The 17,431-nt window shown below is 70.0% G+C and carries 15 protein-coding genes and 2 pseudogenes; 7 read left to right on the forward strand and 10 right to left on the reverse strand.

The genetic code is table 11. The annotated features are described in order from the left end of the window. Nucleotide 1 precedes the first annotated feature (1 nt). Nucleotides 2-898 (forward strand): carbohydrate ABC transporter permease, encoded by an 897-nt coding sequence (locus C3492_RS41285; RefSeq protein WP_103817727.1) that lies wholly within the window; start codon nt 2-4, stop codon nt 896-898. Nucleotides 899-1,202: 304 nt separating this feature from the next. Further along, nucleotides 1,203-3,584 (forward strand): glycoside hydrolase family 3 N-terminal domain-containing protein, encoded by a 2,382-nt coding sequence (locus C3492_RS41290; RefSeq protein ID WP_103817728.1) that lies wholly within the window; start codon nt 1,203-1,205, stop codon nt 3,582-3,584. Between the two features lie 107 nt (nt 3,585-3,691). Here C3492_RS41290 and C3492_RS41295 read toward each other — a convergent pair whose 3' ends face one another. Next, nucleotides 3,692-4,879: a fumarylacetoacetate hydrolase family protein gene (locus C3492_RS41295; RefSeq protein ID WP_103817729.1), complete on the reverse strand. Its 1,188-nt coding sequence runs from the start codon at nt 4,877-4,879 to the stop codon at nt 3,692-3,694. Nucleotides 4,880-4,926: 47 nt separating this feature from the next. Continuing rightward, nucleotides 4,927-6,663, reverse strand: a complete 1,737-nt coding sequence (locus C3492_RS41300) for an IlvD/Edd family dehydratase (RefSeq protein ID WP_103817730.1) — start codon at nt 6,661-6,663, stop codon at nt 4,927-4,929. A gap of 105 nt (nt 6,664-6,768) precedes the next feature. Here C3492_RS41300 and C3492_RS41305 point away from each other — a divergent pair, with 105 nt between their 5' ends. Further along, nucleotides 6,769-7,524 carry a FadR/GntR family transcriptional regulator gene (locus C3492_RS41305; protein ID WP_103817731.1) on the forward strand — a complete coding sequence of 252 codons (756 nt, stop codon included), beginning with the start codon at nt 6,769-6,771 and terminating at the stop codon, nt 7,522-7,524. Between the two features lie 133 nt (nt 7,525-7,657). Here C3492_RS41305 and C3492_RS41310 read toward each other — a convergent pair whose 3' ends face one another. The 3 genes from C3492_RS41310 to C3492_RS45255 form a co-directional block, all read right to left on the reverse strand. Then, nucleotides 7,658-8,041 (reverse strand): peptidoglycan-binding protein, encoded by a 384-nt coding sequence (locus C3492_RS41310; protein WP_103817732.1) that lies wholly within the window; start codon nt 8,039-8,041, stop codon nt 7,658-7,660. A gap of 856 nt (nt 8,042-8,897) precedes the next feature. Continuing rightward, the gene (locus C3492_RS41320) at nt 8,898-10,064 is read right to left on the reverse strand and encodes a DUF4241 domain-containing protein (RefSeq protein ID WP_103817733.1); all 1,167 of its coding nucleotides are present in this window, start codon (nt 10,062-10,064) and stop codon (nt 8,898-8,900) included. A 189-nt stretch (nt 10,065-10,253) separates the two neighbouring features. Then, nucleotides 10,254-10,517 (reverse strand): DUF6233 domain-containing protein, encoded by a 264-nt coding sequence (locus C3492_RS45255; protein ID WP_258056204.1) that lies wholly within the window; start codon nt 10,515-10,517, stop codon nt 10,254-10,256. Between C3492_RS45255 and C3492_RS46485 the strand changes: the two genes are divergently transcribed. After that, nucleotides 10,480-10,572, forward strand: coding sequence for an immunity 7 family protein (locus tag C3492_RS46485; protein WP_258056205.1), 93 nt, complete (start codon nt 10,480-10,482; stop codon nt 10,570-10,572). The two genes, C3492_RS45255 and C3492_RS46485, sit on opposite strands and share 38 nt — an antisense overlap. A gap of 27 nt (nt 10,573-10,599) precedes the next feature. Here C3492_RS46485 and C3492_RS41330 read toward each other — a convergent pair. Beyond that, a pseudogene (locus C3492_RS41330) lies at nt 10,600-10,815 on the reverse strand (IS5/IS1182 family transposase); the annotation flags it as partial. Then, nucleotides 10,811-11,125, reverse strand: coding sequence for a DUF6233 domain-containing protein (locus C3492_RS45260; protein WP_308461187.1), 315 nt, complete (start codon nt 11,123-11,125; stop codon nt 10,811-10,813). The gene C3492_RS45260 and the pseudogene C3492_RS41330, both read right to left, overlap by 5 nt. A 63-nt stretch (nt 11,126-11,188) precedes the next feature. Between C3492_RS45260 and C3492_RS41340 the strand changes: the two genes are divergently transcribed. Then, nucleotides 11,189-11,410, forward strand: a complete 222-nt coding sequence (locus C3492_RS41340; protein ID WP_103817735.1) for a LexA family transcriptional regulator — start codon at nt 11,189-11,191, stop codon at nt 11,408-11,410. A gap of 494 nt (nt 11,411-11,904) precedes the next feature. Here the strand turns inward: C3492_RS41340 and C3492_RS41345 are convergent, their stop codons facing one another. Next, nucleotides 11,905-12,960: an NAD(P)-dependent alcohol dehydrogenase gene (locus tag C3492_RS41345; RefSeq protein WP_258056206.1), complete on the reverse strand. Its 1,056-nt coding sequence runs from the start codon at nt 12,958-12,960 to the stop codon at nt 11,905-11,907. Nucleotides 12,961-13,061: 101 nt separating this feature from the next. Between C3492_RS41345 and C3492_RS41350 the strand changes: the two genes are divergently transcribed. After that, nucleotides 13,062-13,904 carry a helix-turn-helix transcriptional regulator gene (locus C3492_RS41350; RefSeq protein ID WP_103817737.1) on the forward strand — a complete coding sequence of 281 codons (843 nt, stop codon included), beginning with the start codon at nt 13,062-13,064 and terminating at the stop codon, nt 13,902-13,904. Nucleotides 13,905-14,263: 359 nt separating this feature from the next. Next, nucleotides 14,264-14,838: pseudogene (locus C3492_RS41355) on the forward strand (hypothetical protein). Nucleotides 14,839-14,964: 126 nt separating this feature from the next. Here the strand turns inward: C3492_RS41355 and C3492_RS41360 are convergent. Together C3492_RS41360 and C3492_RS41365 are read right to left on the reverse strand one after the other, a co-directional pair. Continuing rightward, entirely contained in the window at nt 14,965-16,062 is a 1,098-nt protein-coding gene (locus C3492_RS41360) for an SMI1/KNR4 family protein (RefSeq protein WP_181140826.1), read from the reverse strand. Between the two features lie 31 nt (nt 16,063-16,093). After that, nucleotides 16,094-17,431, reverse strand: a 1,338-nt coding sequence (locus C3492_RS41365) for an SIR2 family protein (protein ID WP_181140827.1), incomplete at its 5' end; no start/stop codon positions are given.

Here is a 17,431-nt window from a genome sequence, read left to right on the forward strand (position 1 = left end):
GATGACCACGACGACGACCGAGCCCCGACGATCGCACAAGGCCGCCCACGGCGAGCGGCAACGCCACACCCGTCAGACCGCCCGTCACCGCAACTGGGCCGGTGGCCTGGCCGGATGGCTCTGGCTCGTCGTCGTCGCCGTACCCTTGTACTGGACCCTCATCACCAGCCTGAAAGCCCAGAGCCGCTACTACGCGAGCAACCCGCTGGTGCCTCCGGGCGACCCGACACTGGACAACTACCGGCTGGTCATCGAGTCCGACTTCCTCCGCTACTTCCTGAACAGCGTCGTGGTCACCGCCGGCGCCGTGGTGCCGGCGGTCGTGTTCTCCTTCATGGCGGCCTACGCGATCGTCCGCGGCTGGCGCATGCGGGTCCTTCGCGCCATGAACGGGCTGTTCCTCATGGGCCTCGCCATTCCGCTCCAGGCGACGGTGATCCCGGTCTACCTGATCATCATCAAGCTGCACCTGTACGACAGCCTGCCGGCGCTGATCCTCCCGTCGATCGCCTTCGCCATCCCACTGTCCGTGCTGGTGCTCGCCAACTTCATCCGCGACGTGCCCGAAGAGCTGTTCGACTCCATGCGGGTCGACGGCGCCACCGAATGGACGACACTGTGGCGGCTGGCGGCACCGCTCACCCGGCCGGCCATCCTCACCGTGACCATCTTCAACGCACTGACCATTTGGAACGGATTTCTGCTGCCGCTGGTCCTCACCCAGAGCCCTGGCCGCCGGACCCTGCCGCTCGCACTGTGGACCTTCCAGGGGCAGTACGGGGTCAACGTTCCCGCCGTTCTCGCCTCCGTCGTCCTCACCACACTGCCCGTCCTGGTCCTGTACGCGTTCGGTCGCCGCCAGCTGCTGAGCGGTCTGACCGCCGGATTCAGCCGCTGACCGACACCGTGACCGGTGTCCGGTCTGTGGCCCGGGACGTCCGGGGAGCCCCGGGACCGAGCGGTGGGACGCGGCAGACCAAGGCCGTTGCCCGCACCTCCCGGTCCGGGCCGGTACCTCGTCCACCGGCCGGGCCGGAGGACGACCTGCGTCACCCCCGGAAGCACCAGCAGCCTCGTCCCCCGGGCGCGGCGGATCCGGGCCGATGCCGGAGCCTGCAAGCGATCTGCCCCGCCGTGAGTCCCGCCCGTCTACCTGTTCGCCCGTCGCGCCCTGGTCGAGGCCCGATGGGCGTGGGAGGAAAGTGAACGCCATCGTGGCCGTAGAGAACACGCCCGCAATCCCCCTCTGGAACGACACCACCGCCTCTGTCACCGCGAGGGTCGACGCTCTGATCGACGCGATGACCCTTCAGGAGAAGACCGCCCAGTTGTACGGGGTGTGGGTGGGAGCCTCCGACCAGGGCGGTGAGGTGGCCCCCCATCAGCACGACATGGAGGAGGCCGTCGATCTCGACGCGCTCCTGCCCACTGGACTGGGCCAGCTGACCCGGCCCTTCGGCACCGGTCCGGTAGACCCCGCCCTGGGTGCGCTCTCCCTGGCGCGCACCCAGGCCCGGATCGCCGCCACGAACCGGTTCGGCATCCCCGCTCTGGCGCATGACGAGTGTCTGGCCGGCTTCGCCGCCTGGGGGGCGACCGCCTACCCCGTTCCACTGTCCTGGGGCGCCACCTTCGATCCGGACACGGTGCGGCGCATGGCCACCGCGATCGGCCGCGACATGCGTGCCGTCGGCGTCCACCAGGGACTCGCGCCCGTCCTGGACGTCGTGCGCGACGCCCGCTGGGGCCGGACCGAGGAGACCATCGGCGAGGACCCGTACCTCGTCGGCACCATCGGTACGGCATACGTGCAGGGCCTCCAGTCCGCCGGGATCGTCGCCACCCTCAAGCACTTCGCAGGCCACTCGGCCTCCCGCGCCGGCCGTAACCTCGCTCCCTCCTCCGTGGGCCCGCGTGAGCGCGCCGACGTTCTGCTCCCTCCCTTCGAGATGGCGATCCGTGAAGGCGGCGCCCGGTCGGTGATGAACGCCTACACGGACACCGACGGCATGCCCTCCGCGGCCGACGAGGACCTGCTCACCGGGCTGCTGCGCGACACGTGGGGCTTCGACGGCACTGTCGTCGCCGACTACTTCGCCATCGCCTTCCTGAAGACCCTGCACGGCATCGCAGCCGACTGGGCCGGTGCCGCCCGCGCGGCGCTGCGCGCGGGCATCGACGTCGAACTGCCCAATGTCAAGACGTACGGCACGCCCCTGGCCGAGGCCGTCGCCGACGGCCGTGTTCCGGAGGCGTTGGTCGATCGCGCCCTGCGCCGGGTACTCAGCCAGAAGGCTGTGCTCGGCCTGCTCGACCCTGACTGGAACGCCGTGCCGGCCGCGCTCGACGGGGCGGATCCGGACGACCCGGCCGCCCTGCGCGGCCGGATCGACCTGGACAGTCCGGAGAACCGCGCTCTGGCCCGCACGGTCGCCGAGGAAGCGGTCGTGCTGCTGAGCAACGACGGCACCCTGCCGCTCGGCAGGCCGCGCCGCATCGCCCTGCTCGGTCCCAACGCCGACGAGCCCACCGCCGTACTGGGCTGCTACTCCTTCCCCCAGCACATCGGCGTCCACCACCCGGCGACCCCACTGGGCATCGCGCTGCCCACGCTGCGCGAGACCCTCGCCACCGAGTTCCCCGACGCCGAGATCACGGTCGCCCGCGGCACCGGAATCGACGACGGGGACCTCTCCGGCATCCCCGAGGCCGCCCGGGTGGCACGCGAGGCCGATGTCGCCGTGGTGGCACTCGGCGACCGTGCCGGGCTCTTCGGGCGGGGCACCAGCGGCGAGGGGTGCGACGTCGAGGCGCTGGCGCTGCCCGGCGCGCAGCAGCACCTGCTCGACACCCTGCTCGACCTGGAGACACCCGTGGTCACCGTGCTGCTCGCGGGACGACCGTACGCACTCGGCCGCGCCGTGCAGGAGTCCGCGGCGATCGTGCAGTCGTTCTTCCCCGGTGAGGAGGGCACGCAGGCGATCGCCGGGGTGCTCAGCGGCCGTACCAATCCCTCCGGGCGTCTCCCGGTCAGCGTGCCGCGCGGGCCGAACTCACAGCCGACCACGTACCTCGGGGCGCGGCTCGCGCACCGCAGCGAGGTGTCCAACATCGACCCGACACCCGCGTTCGCCTTCGGCCACGGCCTGTCCTACACGCGGTTCGACTGGACAGACCTGACCGTGGATATTCCACAGGCCCCGACGGACGGCGAGTTCGTCCTCGCCTTCACCGTCCGCAACTCGGGCGGGCGGTCCGGAACCGAGGTCGTCCAGGTCTATCTGCACGACCCGGTCGCCTCCGTCGTCCAGCCGGTGCAGCGCCTCGTCGGCTACACCCGGGTCGGCCTGGAGCCGGGCGAGGCCCGGCGTCTGCGTGTCACCGTCCCGGCCGATGTCGCCTCCTTCACGGGACGCGACGGCCGGCGCGTCGTCGAACCGGGCGAGCTGGAAGTGCGGTTGTCCGCCTCCAGCGCGGATCCGCGCCTGACGGCCAGGGTCACGCTGACCGGAGCCGAGCGCCACGTGGATCACACCCGGCGCTTGCACGCCACGGTGGGGCAGGAGCCGGTCGCCCGGGCCTGAACGGGCAAGCGCGGCGCACGTCGCGGTAGCGGCGGCGCTGCGCACCCCGGACCGCGGGGCCGGTCATGTGGTGGCCCGGCCCTGTCGGTTCCGGGGACTTGGTCATCTCACAGCACGCCGCGTCGCGCGAGGTTACGCATCAGCGCTCGTACCCCGAACGTCCACGGCGCGGCCTGCTCGCTGGGGACGACGGTGTTCACCAGAGCGCCGAGTCGCGGGCTGGAGATCCGCACGACGTCACCGTACTCGTGGGTGAAGCCCGCGCCGGATGCCTGCCGGTCCTCGGTGGGGGCGAACAGCGTTCCGGTGAACAGCACGAAGCCGTCCGGGTATTGATGGTGCGCACCGTGCGTGGCGGCCACCAGTTCCGTTACATCGCGGCTGATCTCGCGCATGGAACTGCTGCCGTGGAGTACGTAGCCGTCCGGGCCGTCGATCCGCAGGCCGATGTCGAGCTTCCGTACGGTGTCGAGGTCGAAGCCCTCGTCGAGCAGGCGGATGAAGGGGCCGATCGCGCAAGAGGCGTTGTTGTCCTTCGCGCGGGACAGCAGCAGGGCGCTGCGCCCCTCGACGTCGCGGAGGTTGACGTCGTTGCCGAGCGTCGCGCCGCGTACCCGGCCGCGCGAATCCACGACGAGGACGACCTCGGGCTCAGGGTTGTTCCACACCGAGGAGCCGAGCACTCCGATGTCGGCGCCGGTTCCGACCGCAGACAGTACCGGGGCCTTGGTGAACACCTCCGGGTCCGGCCCGATCCCGACCTCCAGGTACTGCGACCACAGTCCTTCGGAAGCCAGCAGTTCCCTGGCCCTGTCCGCTTCCGGCGATCCGGGGCGGATGCCGTCGAGCGCACCGCCCACCACCTGCTTCACGCGGGCCCGGACCTCGGCGGCCTGCGCCGGATCGCCGCCCGTGCGCTCCTCGATGACGCGTTCCAGCAGACTCCGCGCGAAGGTGACACCCGCGGCCTTGATCACCTGCAGGTCGACGGGGGCGAGCAGATGCGGGACGTCATGGCGGCCGGCCGGTGCCGCCAGCAGTTCGTCCAGGCGCCAGGTGTGTCCGCCCTCGGCCTCGCGGACGACCGTCACCGCGTCGTCGCGTTCCATCAGTTCGGAGACGGTGGGCACGATGGCCGTCAGGTCGACGACCTGATCGCCCCGGACCGCGGCCACACAGGGTCCGTCCCATTCCGGGTGGTGGACGCGCGCGACGAGGGCGGCTCGGCCCATGTCCTCCGGCAGGACGGAGGCGGCGGTGAGGACCGGACGAGTAGGGGCTGCTGCCGGTTCCACGATCGATGCTCTCCTGGTTTCGAGGGATGCGGTCGACTGGCGTGGAATCAATGGGAGTCGCGGGGGACCTCGTGTCCACGGCATCCCCGCAGGAAGCCGAAGTCGGCGCCCTGGTGCGCCTGTTCCACGTTCTGGGTGTAGAGCCAGGTGTAGCCGCTGGTGTGCCGTTCGGCGGGGGCCCGCCACGCATCCCGGCGCCGCGTGAGCTCGGCGTCGTCCACGTCCAGGCGCAGGGTGCGGTTCGGGACGTCGAGGACGACGGGGTCCCCGTCGCGCACCAGGGCGAGCGGTCCGCCGACGGCGGCCTCGGGCGCCACGTGCAGGACCACCGTGCCGTATCCGGTACCGCTCATCCGGCCGTCGCAGACGCGCACCATGTCCTTGACGCCTGCCTTCAGCAGCTTGGCGGGCAGCGGGACGTTGGAGACCTCGGGCATGCCGGGGTAGCCCTTGGGGCCGGCGTTGCGGATGACGATGACGGTGTTCTCGTCGATGTCGAGTTCCGGGTCGTCGGCCACCTCGTGGTAGGCCTCGGGGGAGTCGAAGACGCGGGCGGGGCCGCGGTGGGTGAGCAGGTGCGGCGAAGCGGCGGACTGCTTGATCACGGCGCCGTCGGGGCACAGGTTGCCGCGGAGGACGGCGGTGCCGGTGCCGGCCGGCTGGAAGGGGGCGTCCAGGCTGGTGATGACGTCGGAGTCGAGGCATTCGGCGTTCTCGGTGTTCTCCGCGACGGTGCGTCCGGTCACCGTGATCTGTCCGCCGTGCAGCAGCTCGCCGCGGAGCAGTTCGGCGATGACGGCGGGCAGCCCGCCCGCGTAGCAGAAGTCCTCCATGAGGTACTTGCCGCTGGGCATCAGGTTGACCAGGGTCGGCACTGCGCGGACCAGGTCGTCGAAGTCCCGCAGGCGCAGGTCGACACCGACGCGTCCGGCGATCGCGGTGAGGTGGATGATCGCGTTCGTGGAGCCGCCGATGGCCGCGTTGACCCGGATGGCGTTCTCGAACGCCTCCCGGGTCAGGATCCGCGAGGGACGCAGTTCCTCCTCCACCATCCGTACGATGCGCTGTCCCGCCGCCTGCGCGGTCTCCATCCGCCGGGCGTCGACCGCGGGCCAGGCCGCCGAGCCCGGCAGCTGCATGCCGAGCGCCTCGGCCATGCAGGCCATCGTCGAGGCGGTCCCCATTGTCATGCAGTGCCCGTTGGAGCGGGCCATGCACCCTTCCGCGAAGAAGCATTCCTCATCGGTCATCCGGCCGGTCTTCAGGTCCTCCTCGAACTTCCACACGTGGGTGCCGGATCCCACGTCCTGGCCCCGGTACTTGCCGTTGAGCATCGGCCCGCCGGTCACCATGACGGCGGGCAGGTCGACGCTGGCGGCGCCCATGAGCATGGCGGGGGTCGTCTTGTCGCAGCCGGACAGCAGCACGACACCGTCGAGTGGATTGGCCCGGATCAGCTCCTCGACCTCCATGGCCATGAGGTTGCGGTACAGCATGGCGGTGGGGCGCATCAGGGTCTCGCCGGTGGCCATGGTCGGGAACTGGAGCGGCAGGCCGCCCGCCTGCCACACGCCGCGTTTGACGGCCTCGGCGACGCGTGTCAGATGGGCGTTGCACGGGGCGAGTTCGGAGGCGCTGGTCGCGATACCGATGACGGGACGCCCGTCGAACACCTCGTGCCCGAGCCCCTGGTTGCGCATCCAGGAGCGGTACAGCATCCCGCTGCGGCCCTGTGCGCCGAACCATGCCTGGCTGCGGCGGCTCGTCTTCTGACCGTCGGTCATGTGGTCACTCCCGTGGCTTCGGCGTCGTCCGCTTCGCGATGGGGCGTTGTCGGGTGAGGCCCCGCAGGCCGTATCCTGTGACGCAATCATTAAATGATTCGATGAATGGCGTCCAGGGGGCGGGCAGAGATCGTGGTGCACTTCCTGACCACGCACCAGCGCGTGGTCGACGAACTCGGGCGGCGCGTCGTGGGTGGCGTGTGGCAACCGGGGAATCCTCTGCCGGTCGAGGACGCGCTCGCGGCCGAGATCGGCGTCAGCCGAGGTGTTGTGCGGGAGGCGGTCAAGGCACTGGCGGCCAAGGGCATGCTGCACGTACGCCCGCGCACCGGCACGCGCGTACTGCCTCCGGAGCACTGGAACCACCTGGACCGTGACGTGCTGCGCTGGAAACAGGCCGGGGACGCCACGGCCCTGCTGCGCGACACGGGCGAACTGCGCCGGATCGTCGAGCCCGAGGCGGCCCGGCTCGCCGCGAACCGGGCCGGCACCGACGATGTACGAGTGCTGTACGACTCCCTGGCGGCCATGGAGGCTGCGGCGGCGGAACCCGGCCGCCGCGGCTACGTCGAGGCCGACATCGCCTTCCACCGGGCGTTGCTCGACGCCAGCGGCAACCGTCTCCTTGGCTCGCTGGGCCGCGCTGTCGACATCGCACTGGAACACAGCTTCCTCATCAGCACCCAGACCCCCGGCGCGGTGGAAGCCTCGCTGCCGGGTCACCGCGCCGTCGTGGAGGCCGTCGAGGCCCACGATCCAGCGGCCGCGGCGGCTGCCGTACTGGCCATCATCAAAGCCGCCGACAGAGAGATCACCCATTCACCCGGAATGCCGAGCGGTAGGCCGGGCGACGCCGTGTGACCTGCCACGGCCGCGACCCCGCGGCGTCCTTGGCAGGGGCATGGAAGCGGTCGACGCCGGCGGCCCTCGTCCGGCCGCACGTGGGGCGAGTTGTGTGCCCAGGGGCTTGGGGGTCAGCCGGAGAAGATCGCCCTCAGTGATCCAACGGCTCCCCACGCAGCGCGTTCCACGTCTTCGCACCCACAATGCCGTCGGCCTTCAACCCATGGCGCTTCTGGAGTCGCTTCACCGCCGACTCCGTTCCCGCCCCGAAGTAGCCGTCCACACCCTTCGGGCCCACCGAGTAGCCGTGATGCTGGATCAGCAGTGCCTGGATCTCCTTCACCTTGGCCCCCGCATCACCGCGATCGGTGTACGCCGACCCCGAGTAGTAGCCGCAGTACGTACCGTCCACCGACGACTTGCACACCCCCGCCTTGGCCCCAGCGGCGAAAGCCTCACTCGCCAGACCAACCGGCACCACAGCCCCAGCAAGCACGGCAGCCGCAGCCACCGACAACCCCGCACGCTTCAGCAAGCCAGCACTCCTTCCAGTCCGGCGGGCCCGGCCCGCCACTTGGGATAGGCAACGAAGCTATCCCCGCACCGGCCGCAGAGGCGATATACCGAAGGGGCGCACAAGTGCACACGCTGCATCACCCGGCGCACAACACACCACCGGGACAGCCACTCCTTGGCGGCGACGGTATCGCGGCGGAGCCGGGCCAGGACCTGGGTGACCGTGTTCATCGCCGTGGCGGAGGCCGGTGCGCGCCGCGGGAGATCGTCACGCGTCGCCGTGGCGAAGTGGGCGTGGCACGGCCGCGAACGCCTCGGAATCCATTGGGTGAAGGACGACGTCCTGGTCCTGCACCTGATGCGCTGGCCCGACGAGATCCGCGACCCCACGGAGCTCACCCCACCCACCGCGCAGTTGTCGGAGCAGGAGATCGAGGGCGCGCTCGCCCTCATGGACACCATGACCCGCGACGACCTCGAAGGCGACGAGTTCCGCGACACCTACACCGAGGCACTGGAGCAGGTCATCGAGGCGAAGAGGGAGCACCAGGAGCCAGCCCCGGCGCCGGAGCCGGAGGAGCCGGCAAGGGTGCTGGATGTGATGTCAGCGCTGAACGAGTCGGTGGCCCGCGCGAAAGCCTCCCGCGGCGATGCCGGCGAGGCGGACGTGCACGAGATGCCCGCCCCGAAGAAGACGACGAAAAGGCAGCCCGCCAAGAAGACCACCGCAAAGAAGACGGGGGCCGGCGGCCGCGCACTGCCTGATACTCCAGCTGTAGTCATGGCGGTCACGCTCATCCAGAGCCTCCGAACCTCACGCCAGCCTGGCGTACAGACTCGGGCAGTGCGGCCTCGCGCCGATGGTCGGTGGCTCCTTACTCTCCCCCGCCGGAGGAATGGAGCTGGAAGTCGACCACGACGCAACCAACCTGCCCGTCATCGGTGCGGCCGATCCAGACGGGGTAGGACCCGTCGCCCTGGCCGGCACGGAAGGCGATGAGGTTCGGTTCGGGCTCCGTGCCGGGCAGTTCGACGGTGAAGCGGCTGTCGAGGGGTATGAACAGGTTCTCGTCCAGCTCGTCTTCGATCACCGTCCGGGTCGCATCCATGAAGGCCACTGTGCCGGTATCGACGCCGACCCCGTAGAACTCACCCTCGCCGAGCAGCCCCAGGTCCTCGTCGGGCCGGAGGGCCATCTCCCACTCGCGGGGCGGGATGTCCAGGAACGTCACCCTGGCCGCGGCGACATTGACCCCGTGTGTCGTGCGCAAAAGCGACAGCGTGACCGGGAACTCGCCCGGTGGCACAGCGACGGTCCGCGGCTCTCTGATCCAGCCGGGGTCCGAGACCGCCAGCTGCCCTGACGTGATCCGCAGCAAACCGGCGTCGACGGGCTCGACGACGGCCGGTCCATCCGGAGTGTCGCGCGCGCCCGAACTGAACAGTTGCTCGATTCCGGTGGCGCGCAGCGGTCCCGACCCCTCGTCCACCGACACGTCGCTCAGGACCACGGTCGTGGCGGGCTGGTGGCTCTGCTGGGCGAGGAACGGAGTGAACACCTGCCAGTCGCCGAATTCCGGTGCGGGGCAGAGGAAGTCCTCGACGGGCGCCGGAAACAGCCGCACGGGGACGTGCTCCGGGTCTCTCGGCCCGGCGAACTCGGACCTCGCCTCGACAAGCCCGTCGGCAAGCACAGTCGTGGTCTCCTGGACATCCCACTTAAAGGACGAGCGATCCAGCTCGGTGGAAAACCGCCATCGGGTGTTCCGGTGAGCCAGCAACATCCCCGTGTGGTGCGGCTTGAAGTCGATCATCTGCATGCGCCAGGACCTGTCGTCGAACAGATACACCCGCCACTTCCCGCGCGGCCAGCGTTCGACCAGTGCCAGCGGTCGCTCCCGCGAGGACAGCAGAACCGCGTACTCCATCCCGGCAGCGTGTCTGCGCGCCGCAACCGCGCGCGAAATCGGGGCCGGATGGGTCGTTCCTTCGTGGGAACCCCACATATCGCCGTACGACACATCAAGACTGTCGAAGATCACAGCCGCGCATCTCCCCCCGTGACATCAGCCGCCCCCGAGCAGTGCCGCTGACGGGTGACCCTGCCGGATCGCCCTGTCCTTCCGGAACATCGTTGTGCCGCCAGTCTGCCACCGGGGTGTGACACGCAGGACCGCAGGAGGCCGGGCACCAGCCCTCACCAGCAAGATCAACGATCTACAGCTGGAGTACTAACCGTCGACGAAGCCGAGCTCAGCCTCGGGTCGGCAGTGCCCGCACGCCTCGACGCCCTCGGCGAGTGCCCGCAGCGCCACGTCCCGCGGCACGCCCTTCCACCGCTTGCCTGCCATGCGGCAGCCGCCGACGTGGACGGCGGCGGGTGGGGCGTCCCGGTTGAGGTCGCCCTCGAGGATCCAGTCCGATGACGAGGAACCGGGGTACGAGAACGATGTGCGCGTGCTGAAGCTGGCTCGAGGAATGGTTACGCAGCACATGGAGGCGCTGCTATCCCCGTACATCCCAACGGTGGAAGATCCCTTTACAGGCTGAGGCGTCGTCGGTGCATCACGTGCGCAGTCAAAGCCGGATCGCAGCCACCGTGACGGTGCTATCGAAGACGTAGGCCCCTCTGTCGAAGCAGGTGGCGACGGCGCGGTAGCTCTTCAGGCGGTTGATCGTCCGTTCGACCTCGTTGCGGCGCCTGTACTGCTCCTGGTCGAAGCCGACGGGCCGGCCGCCTCTGCTGCCACGGCGCCGACGGTTGGCTCTCTGGGCCTTCGGCTCAGAATCAGTCCCCAATGCCGAGGGCCGTGTCAGGCTGACAGTGCACGCACGGCGGCACCCGGTTCCGGAGAGCGTCGAGGGCCTGCTCGCGCGTGGCGGCCCGGGACCGGCCGCTCTTCTTCGCGGCCCAGCAGCCGCCGACGTGGACGGCGTCGACGTTGTCCCTGTTCAGGCCGTACTGGATCAGCCAGTCCGCAGGGGCTGGCGCTCCTCCTCGGCGATCCAGCGATCGATCAGCCCAAGCTGCCGGACGGCCTGCTGCTCGACGACGCGCCGAGCGAAGCGCAGCGCGTCCAGACGCGAGAAGGCTGCTCACCACCCACCTGATGCTCCCCGGCCGCCGTGTCTTCCGTTTGCCTTCGGATTCGAACAAGCGCTCTAATTGAAGTATGCACCGCGTCGACTACTCACCGACACCCAGGAGCGCATCCTGCGCTGCATCCGCCAGCACATCGCCGACCACGGCCAAGCGCCGACGATGCAGATCGGCGCGGCTGTTGGTATGCGCAGCCGGGCCTTGGTGCACTACCAGCTGGGCGAGCTGGAGGCGAAACGCGTGATCGCCCGGGAGCCGGGACGGTGGCGAGGAATCCGCCTCGTATGACCAGCCCCGGCCGCTACCACCTGCTGCTCGAATCCGGCGGCCGGGCAGTGCAGCACGGCTGGTGGGCTCGGGGGGGGGGGTGGCGCGGGAGAAGTTCCGCCGCTGGATCGGCGAGTACGGCACCATGCCGGACGCCCGCGTCACCCTCACCGACGACGAGACCGTCGGCGTGCTCGCCACCTGGCCCGACGACCGGTAGCTATGCAGGTAGGGGCGGGGGAGTGGGACAGCTCGGTCGCGCGGCGTGCGAGGGCTTGGGCGCCGCGTGGCTCGCCCTCCCGGGCGAGCCACGCGGCGACGCGCGAGGCAGGGCAGATCGGCTGCCCGGCCTGCGAGACTCGCCGTGATGGGGGGAGCCACAGCATGCGTTTCACCAAGCGAGGAAATCGACATCTCTCGCCATGTCCCGCGCACCCTGTGGCGACGCACACGTCGCTGGCAGCACCATCGTCGGGTGCTCGGCTCCGGTTGTGCCGCGTCGGTGTCGGCCAGGGTCAGCCGAGTTCGATGACGACCTTGCCGAACAACCCGCCGGCGGTCTGCGCCGTGTACGCGGCTGGGGCGTCGATGAAGTCGATCCGGCGGTCGATCACCGGGTGGATGTCATGGGTCTCGACGTAGCGCACAAGATCGCGGTGCATGGCCTCGCTGCCGACCGCGACGCCGCGGATGCGAGCCTGTTTGCCGAGCAGGGCGTACCCGTCCAGCGGCCTTGCGGTCGCATCGAACAGGCCGAGGGTGGCGATCTCACCGCCCGGTGCGAGGGCGGCCAGGGCTTGGGTCAGGATGGACACGCCGACGCTGTCGACTACCTTGTCGATGCCTCCGGACAGCGCGAAGATCGCATCGCCCCAGTCATGTGCGGTCGTGCTGTTGACGTAGCCCGCAGCGCCGAGGCGGACGAGGGTCTCACCTGCGGCGTTGTTGCGCACGGTGGCGTAGACCCGGGCGCCGGCGGCCCGGGCGAACTGCAGGGCGGAGAGCGCGACGCCGCCGCTGCCGATGATCAGGACGGTGCTGTCAGCGGTGATCGGGTGGTCTCCGTACAGGGCGTTCCAGGCGGTCAGGGCGGCCACGGGCAGGGTGGCTGCCTCGCAGTGGTCGAGGTTGGCGGGGGCGCGCATGATGCGTCGGGCCGGAAGGACGACGTACTCGGCGAGCACTCCGTCCTCGTGCAGGGCGCCCAGGCCCAGGCCCATGGCGGCCGGCGGGCGGCCGTCGCTCCAGTCGAGCACGTGCAGATTGGTGACGCGGTCGCCCACGCTCCAGCCCTTGACCTGCGGGCCGACGGCATCTATTTCCCCTGCGACATCCGACAGCGGGACGAGGTCCTGCTCCGGCAGGCGGCCGAAGGGGCCTTTGAGGATCAGTTGGTCGCGGTAGTTCATCGAGATCGCCCGGACGCGAATGCGGATCTCGCCGGGACCCGGTACGGGTACGGGCGTCTCGTCCAGCACGAGCTTGGCGGCGTCGGTCGCGTCTGCGGGCAGTATCCAGCGCTTCATAAGCCGCGTGGGAGGTGTGCTGTCGTTGGTGTGAAGGGAAGTCATGGGTCCCTGTCTACGTGGGCTGTACGCACCGGGCCAGGCCAGGACGAACCTGGTCATGGCAGGACCAGGCAGGGGTGCTCGGGGTCGCCTACGCTGGAGCGATGCCACGCGACCGCGCCGCGCTCGGAGCGTTCCTGCGCTCCCGCCGGGACCGCCTCACCCCGTCCCAGGCCGGCATCGAGCCCTTCCCCGGAGCCCGGCGGGTGCCGGGACTGCGCCGGGACGAGCTGGCCGTAGCGGCGGGCGTGAGCCCGGACTACTACAGCCGGCTGGAACAGGGACGCCAGGCCAACATCTCTGCCGCCGTACTCGACGCGCTGGCCCGGGCCCTGCGTCTGGACGAGGTCGAGCGCACCCACCTCCACGACCTGGCCGCGCCCACCACCCAGGACCGGCCGGCGACGCCGCGCACGGTCCAGCGCCCCGATCCGGGGCTGCTGCGCCTGATGGACACCCTCCAGCACGTCCCGGTGCTGCTGCTCGGCCATCGCGGCGAGGTCCTGGCCCGCAACGCCGTTCTGACGGAGGTCCTGGGCAGCCCACTGGAGCCAGGCACGTCGTTCGTCCGTTACATGTTCCAAGACCCGACTGCCCGCGAGCGGATCGTCAACTGGTGCGACTTCGCCTCAGCCACCGTCGCCACCATGCGCCGCGAAACCGCCCGCCGCCCGCACGACCACCGCCTCACCGCGCTCATGGACGAGCTGCGCACCACCGACCGTGACGTCGCCCAATGGTGGGACGATCACACGGTCCGCGACTACGCGTCGGTGAACAAACGTATTCAGCACCCCACCGCCGGTCCGATGTCCTTCGATATCGAGATTGTCTGCGCGCCTCACGAACCGGACCAGCGTCTTGTCGTCTACACCACCGAGCCCGACTCCCCCACCGCGCGCGTCCTGCCGATCCTGGCCAGCTGGAACGCCGTGCCCCGCCGCTGAGCGGCCCGGTCAACCACCACCCCCTTGGCGAGGCCGCCGACCAGGAGCTGTCCGGACCATCACGCACGGCCGTTGTCGACGAGTGCTCCGAGCGGACGCCGAGCAGACATCCGGCGGAGCTCACTGTCACCCGCAGTGACCTGACGGCCGCTTCTCGGACACCTGCCTGCTCGGCTCGGCAGGGTCGACGCGATCGTCGTCGGTCAGGCCGCCGTCGTAGCGACCGGAAATCAGTGGCGGCATGTGGCCAGGCCGACTGTCGCGAACCAGAGTGGTGAGGGGACAGGCCCCCGGTACCCGTGCCTACAGCGGCGCCCGCGGCATCAATGATCAAGCCGTTAGCAAGGAGGCACCGGCCGGTGAACCACGCCCAGCTCGTCGCCCTGGGCCGGGCGCTGCGCCTGGCAGGGGAACACGGACAGCGCCTCGAAGACGCCACCGCCACCGCCGGGACGGATGTCTCCGAGATCCGCAGCGATCCCCAACGGGCCCTCACGCTCATCGACGACACCATCCAGACGGCGAAGCCCACCACGCGCTGCTCAAAGCACCCCCTCGGCCCCGTCGCCCCGGACGCTGCCGACCTGTGCCTGCTGTGCGAGACCCGCCGCCGCGCCGGGCTGCGCACACCGCCCCGCCCCCCTCACCCCGACGACGCGGAAGCGCCGCCGCTTCGCGTGCCCTCCCGCCACGCGATCCGCGCCGACGAACCGCAGCCGCGCAGACGGTGGCTTGCGGAGATGTGAAACGGCCGCGCCTGGCAACTGTGCGGCACCCCCCGCACCAGCCGCACGGACGTCGAGCAGTACATCGATCAGCTGCTCAAAGGGCCGCGCCGGCCGACGCCTACCGGCTGGTACACGCCCACACCGACCACAACGTCATACGGGTCTGGGGCACGCCCACGACGGTGTCCCGGGCCGTCGAGCTGTGAGCACGCCGCCGGGGACGGACCTCGCGATGGTGGCACTGCGGCGGGCACACGAGGACGCCCCGCCGCCACCGCTCCAGCGACCGGGCCCATACGGCCGTCAGGCGGCGCTGGAACGTCCAGCACGGCCTAGCGCGAGGCGCGGCGGTCGTTGATAACAGCGCGTACGGCCCGGTCGCCGCGTGGGTCGGCCATCAGGCGGGCGATGTCCCACCACCGCAGCAGCAGCGCCGGATAGTGCGGCGGTATCGCGTCCATGAACTCCCGGTCGAACCGTGCGCGGACGCTCTCGTGGCGTAGGGCGGCGCGGATGTCGTCCATGGACGGCGGGAGGTGGCGGATGGCGGGCGGCAGCGTGGCTTCGTACTCCGGCGCCAGGTTGCGGCCGGGCTGGACCATGATGTTCCCGCCCAGCGCGGCGGCAACGTCGTCCTCCAGTTGCTCCTGAGCCTGCACGGCACGCTCCCACCAGTAGTCCCGGAAGGTGGCGACGGCCTCGGGATCGGACAGGTCGAGGGCGTCGCGTTGCTCGTCGAACCCCGCACCCTCATCGCCGGGCAGAGCTTCCCGGATCGCGCCGAGAGTCTTCGCGGGATGGCGCGGCGGCGCCTGGCCGAGGTGGCGCACCCACCGGTCCCTGTGCCCCCCGCCAGAAGGGGGCCCCCACACCAGGGCGCCGCCCATCATGCCGGGCTTCTGCGGCCCGGCCGCCGCCAAGGGGGCCTCCAGGCTGACCGCCATGAGTTCCAGGTAGGCGGGCAGCGACTCGTACTCCCGCTCGCGCTCCCCGAACCTGGTCCACTTGCATACTTCCCCGGTCTCGCCGTTCAGGTAGAGGCCGTAGACGGTGTCGTCGGGGTTGAAGGAGCAGAAAGGTATCCACGATGGCTTCCACAGCACCAAGGCCTCCTCACCCTCACCGTTCCCCTCCTGGAACCGCATCTGCGTCCGGTAGACCTCGATCACGGCGTCGAGCGGCATCAGAGCCCAGTTGCCCAGCATGAGCCCCGAACCGGCCACGCCGTCCTCACCGGCGGACAGCCGCCACAGCGCCTTCAACTCCTTTGGAACGCTCACACCGAGGGCTTCTTCGAGAGCCACGATCTCGTCGTCGGAGGCGCCGGGCCTGAGGGCCGCGTACGACGGCGGGGCGTAGTCGGCCAGCCATTCCACGATCCGGCTCCATGCCCGGGTGACTCGCACATCTGCGGGCGTGTCAGTGGTCATAGTCACCACGCTCGCATTGCATCCCGACCCCTCACACAGCGGGGCCCGGGCGCCCTGCAGGGACCGTCAGATATGGAGGTAGCGAGCAGTGAGCGGCCACGTCCGCCCCCGGTGCACAGCACAAGACCCTCAACCAGCTGATCAGCCACCGTTCCCAGACCGCCGCGGTGGCCCGGGCCCATCCCGACCCGCAGCCACCCCGCTCATCGGTCGGCCCGCACATGAACTTCGAACGGCTGGAACCGAATCCAAAGAAGCCCGGCAAGATGATGGTCGTGGAGAACCGGCACGTGTACCTGCACGGATAGCGTTCGCACTCACTCAGATGATGTGCCCTCACAGAATTGATGAACCGATGGATCGCATGGTCGACGTGCCCGACTGCCTTCCCGACCGAGGACTGCGTTTCGCATGGGACGAGAGCTTCGAGATCGAGATGAGAGTGACCGGAACGGAGGTGACTATCAAGGCGAACCCCGAGGGCCTCGTCTCTCTCGCCCGTCATCTGCTGACACTGGCTCAGGACGGCGTGCATGCCGGTGCACACGTCCATCTGACCGCTGACCAGGAGATCGAATCGGAGCACGACCTGATCCTCGAGCGTGGAGCCTTCTGAGGCAGGGTTCCTTCTGGCGTACGAGCGTGTACAGCTCCCGGCAGGGTGCCGTGAGGGGTTTCCGCCCTTCGGGACCTGGCGTCGCGGCGGGGGTTCGCCAACGCGGTGAGGGCCCGGGCGGCGTCGCTGAACCGGCCATACTGCGACCAGAACCGCGGGTACCGGTCGCGACCGGGTCCCCTCGACGGCCCGGACGAGCGCCTTGTCCCCGTCCGCAGACCACCCGCACACGATGAGCCCGTACTCGTCCAGGACCCGTTCCAGCAGCTGCTGGAGCTCCTCATGGTGGGTCTTCAGCTCGTCGACCGTGTTGCGCTGCTCCAGGTCGGTGTAGTCACCGTGCAGCTTGATCACGGTGACCTGGCTGTGCGCAAGCGGCTTCATGCCCTTGATCTGCTCCGGACGCCTCACCACCTGCGGCGAGATCCCGATCTCCTGCAGCGCTCGCTCGGTCAGCCGGTCGAAGTTGATGGTGAGGATGACTCTGATACTGCCGCGCTTCACGAGCTGCGCGATGGCCTGGTGCGCGGCGGTAGGGCCCTTGGTGTCGTCCTGGCCTTCCTCGGGCTCGAAGTACTGCGCGAGCATTGCCTGGCGGGAGGCTGGCATTGGTGCTGCGGCGGCCAGCAGTGCCGAGTAGCCCAGCGGCTCGGTGGTGTCGGCCTCCCACCACTTCTCGGGGTCGGCTTCGGCGCGGGCACGGGGGTTGTCGGGGTCGCGGACGGCGGCGACCTGGACGCGTTTCCGGGCTGT

It is taken from the genome of Streptomyces sp. Ru62 (genome assembly GCF_002920615.1).
Classification (GTDB): domain Bacteria; phylum Actinomycetota; class Actinomycetes; order Streptomycetales; family Streptomycetaceae; genus Streptomyces.

Bases quoted from the DNA above. Each gene is read 5' to 3' on its own strand.
- C3492_RS41285 (WP_103817727.1), top strand. From the start codon at position 2: ATGACCACGACGACGACCGAGCCCCGACGATCGCACAAGGCCGCCCAC.
- C3492_RS41350 (WP_103817737.1), top strand. From the start codon at position 13,062: ATGCCACGCGACCGCGCCGCGCTCGGAGCGTTCCTGCGCTCCCGCCGG.
- C3492_RS41345 (WP_258056206.1), bottom strand. From the start codon at position 12,960: ATGACTTCCCTTCACACCAACGACAGCACACCTCCCACGCGGCTTATG.
- C3492_RS41305 (WP_103817731.1), top strand. From the start codon at position 6,769: ATGGCGTCCAGGGGGCGGGCAGAGATCGTGGTGCACTTCCTGACCACG.
- C3492_RS41360 (WP_181140826.1), bottom strand. From the start codon at position 16,062: ATGACCACTGACACGCCCGCAGATGTGCGAGTCACCCGGGCATGGAGC.
- C3492_RS45255 (WP_258056204.1), bottom strand. From the start codon at position 10,517: ATGTGCTGCGTAACCATTCCTCGAGCCAGCTTCAGCACGCGCACATCG.
- C3492_RS41300 (WP_103817730.1), bottom strand. From the start codon at position 6,663: ATGACCGACGGTCAGAAGACGAGCCGCCGCAGCCAGGCATGGTTCGGC.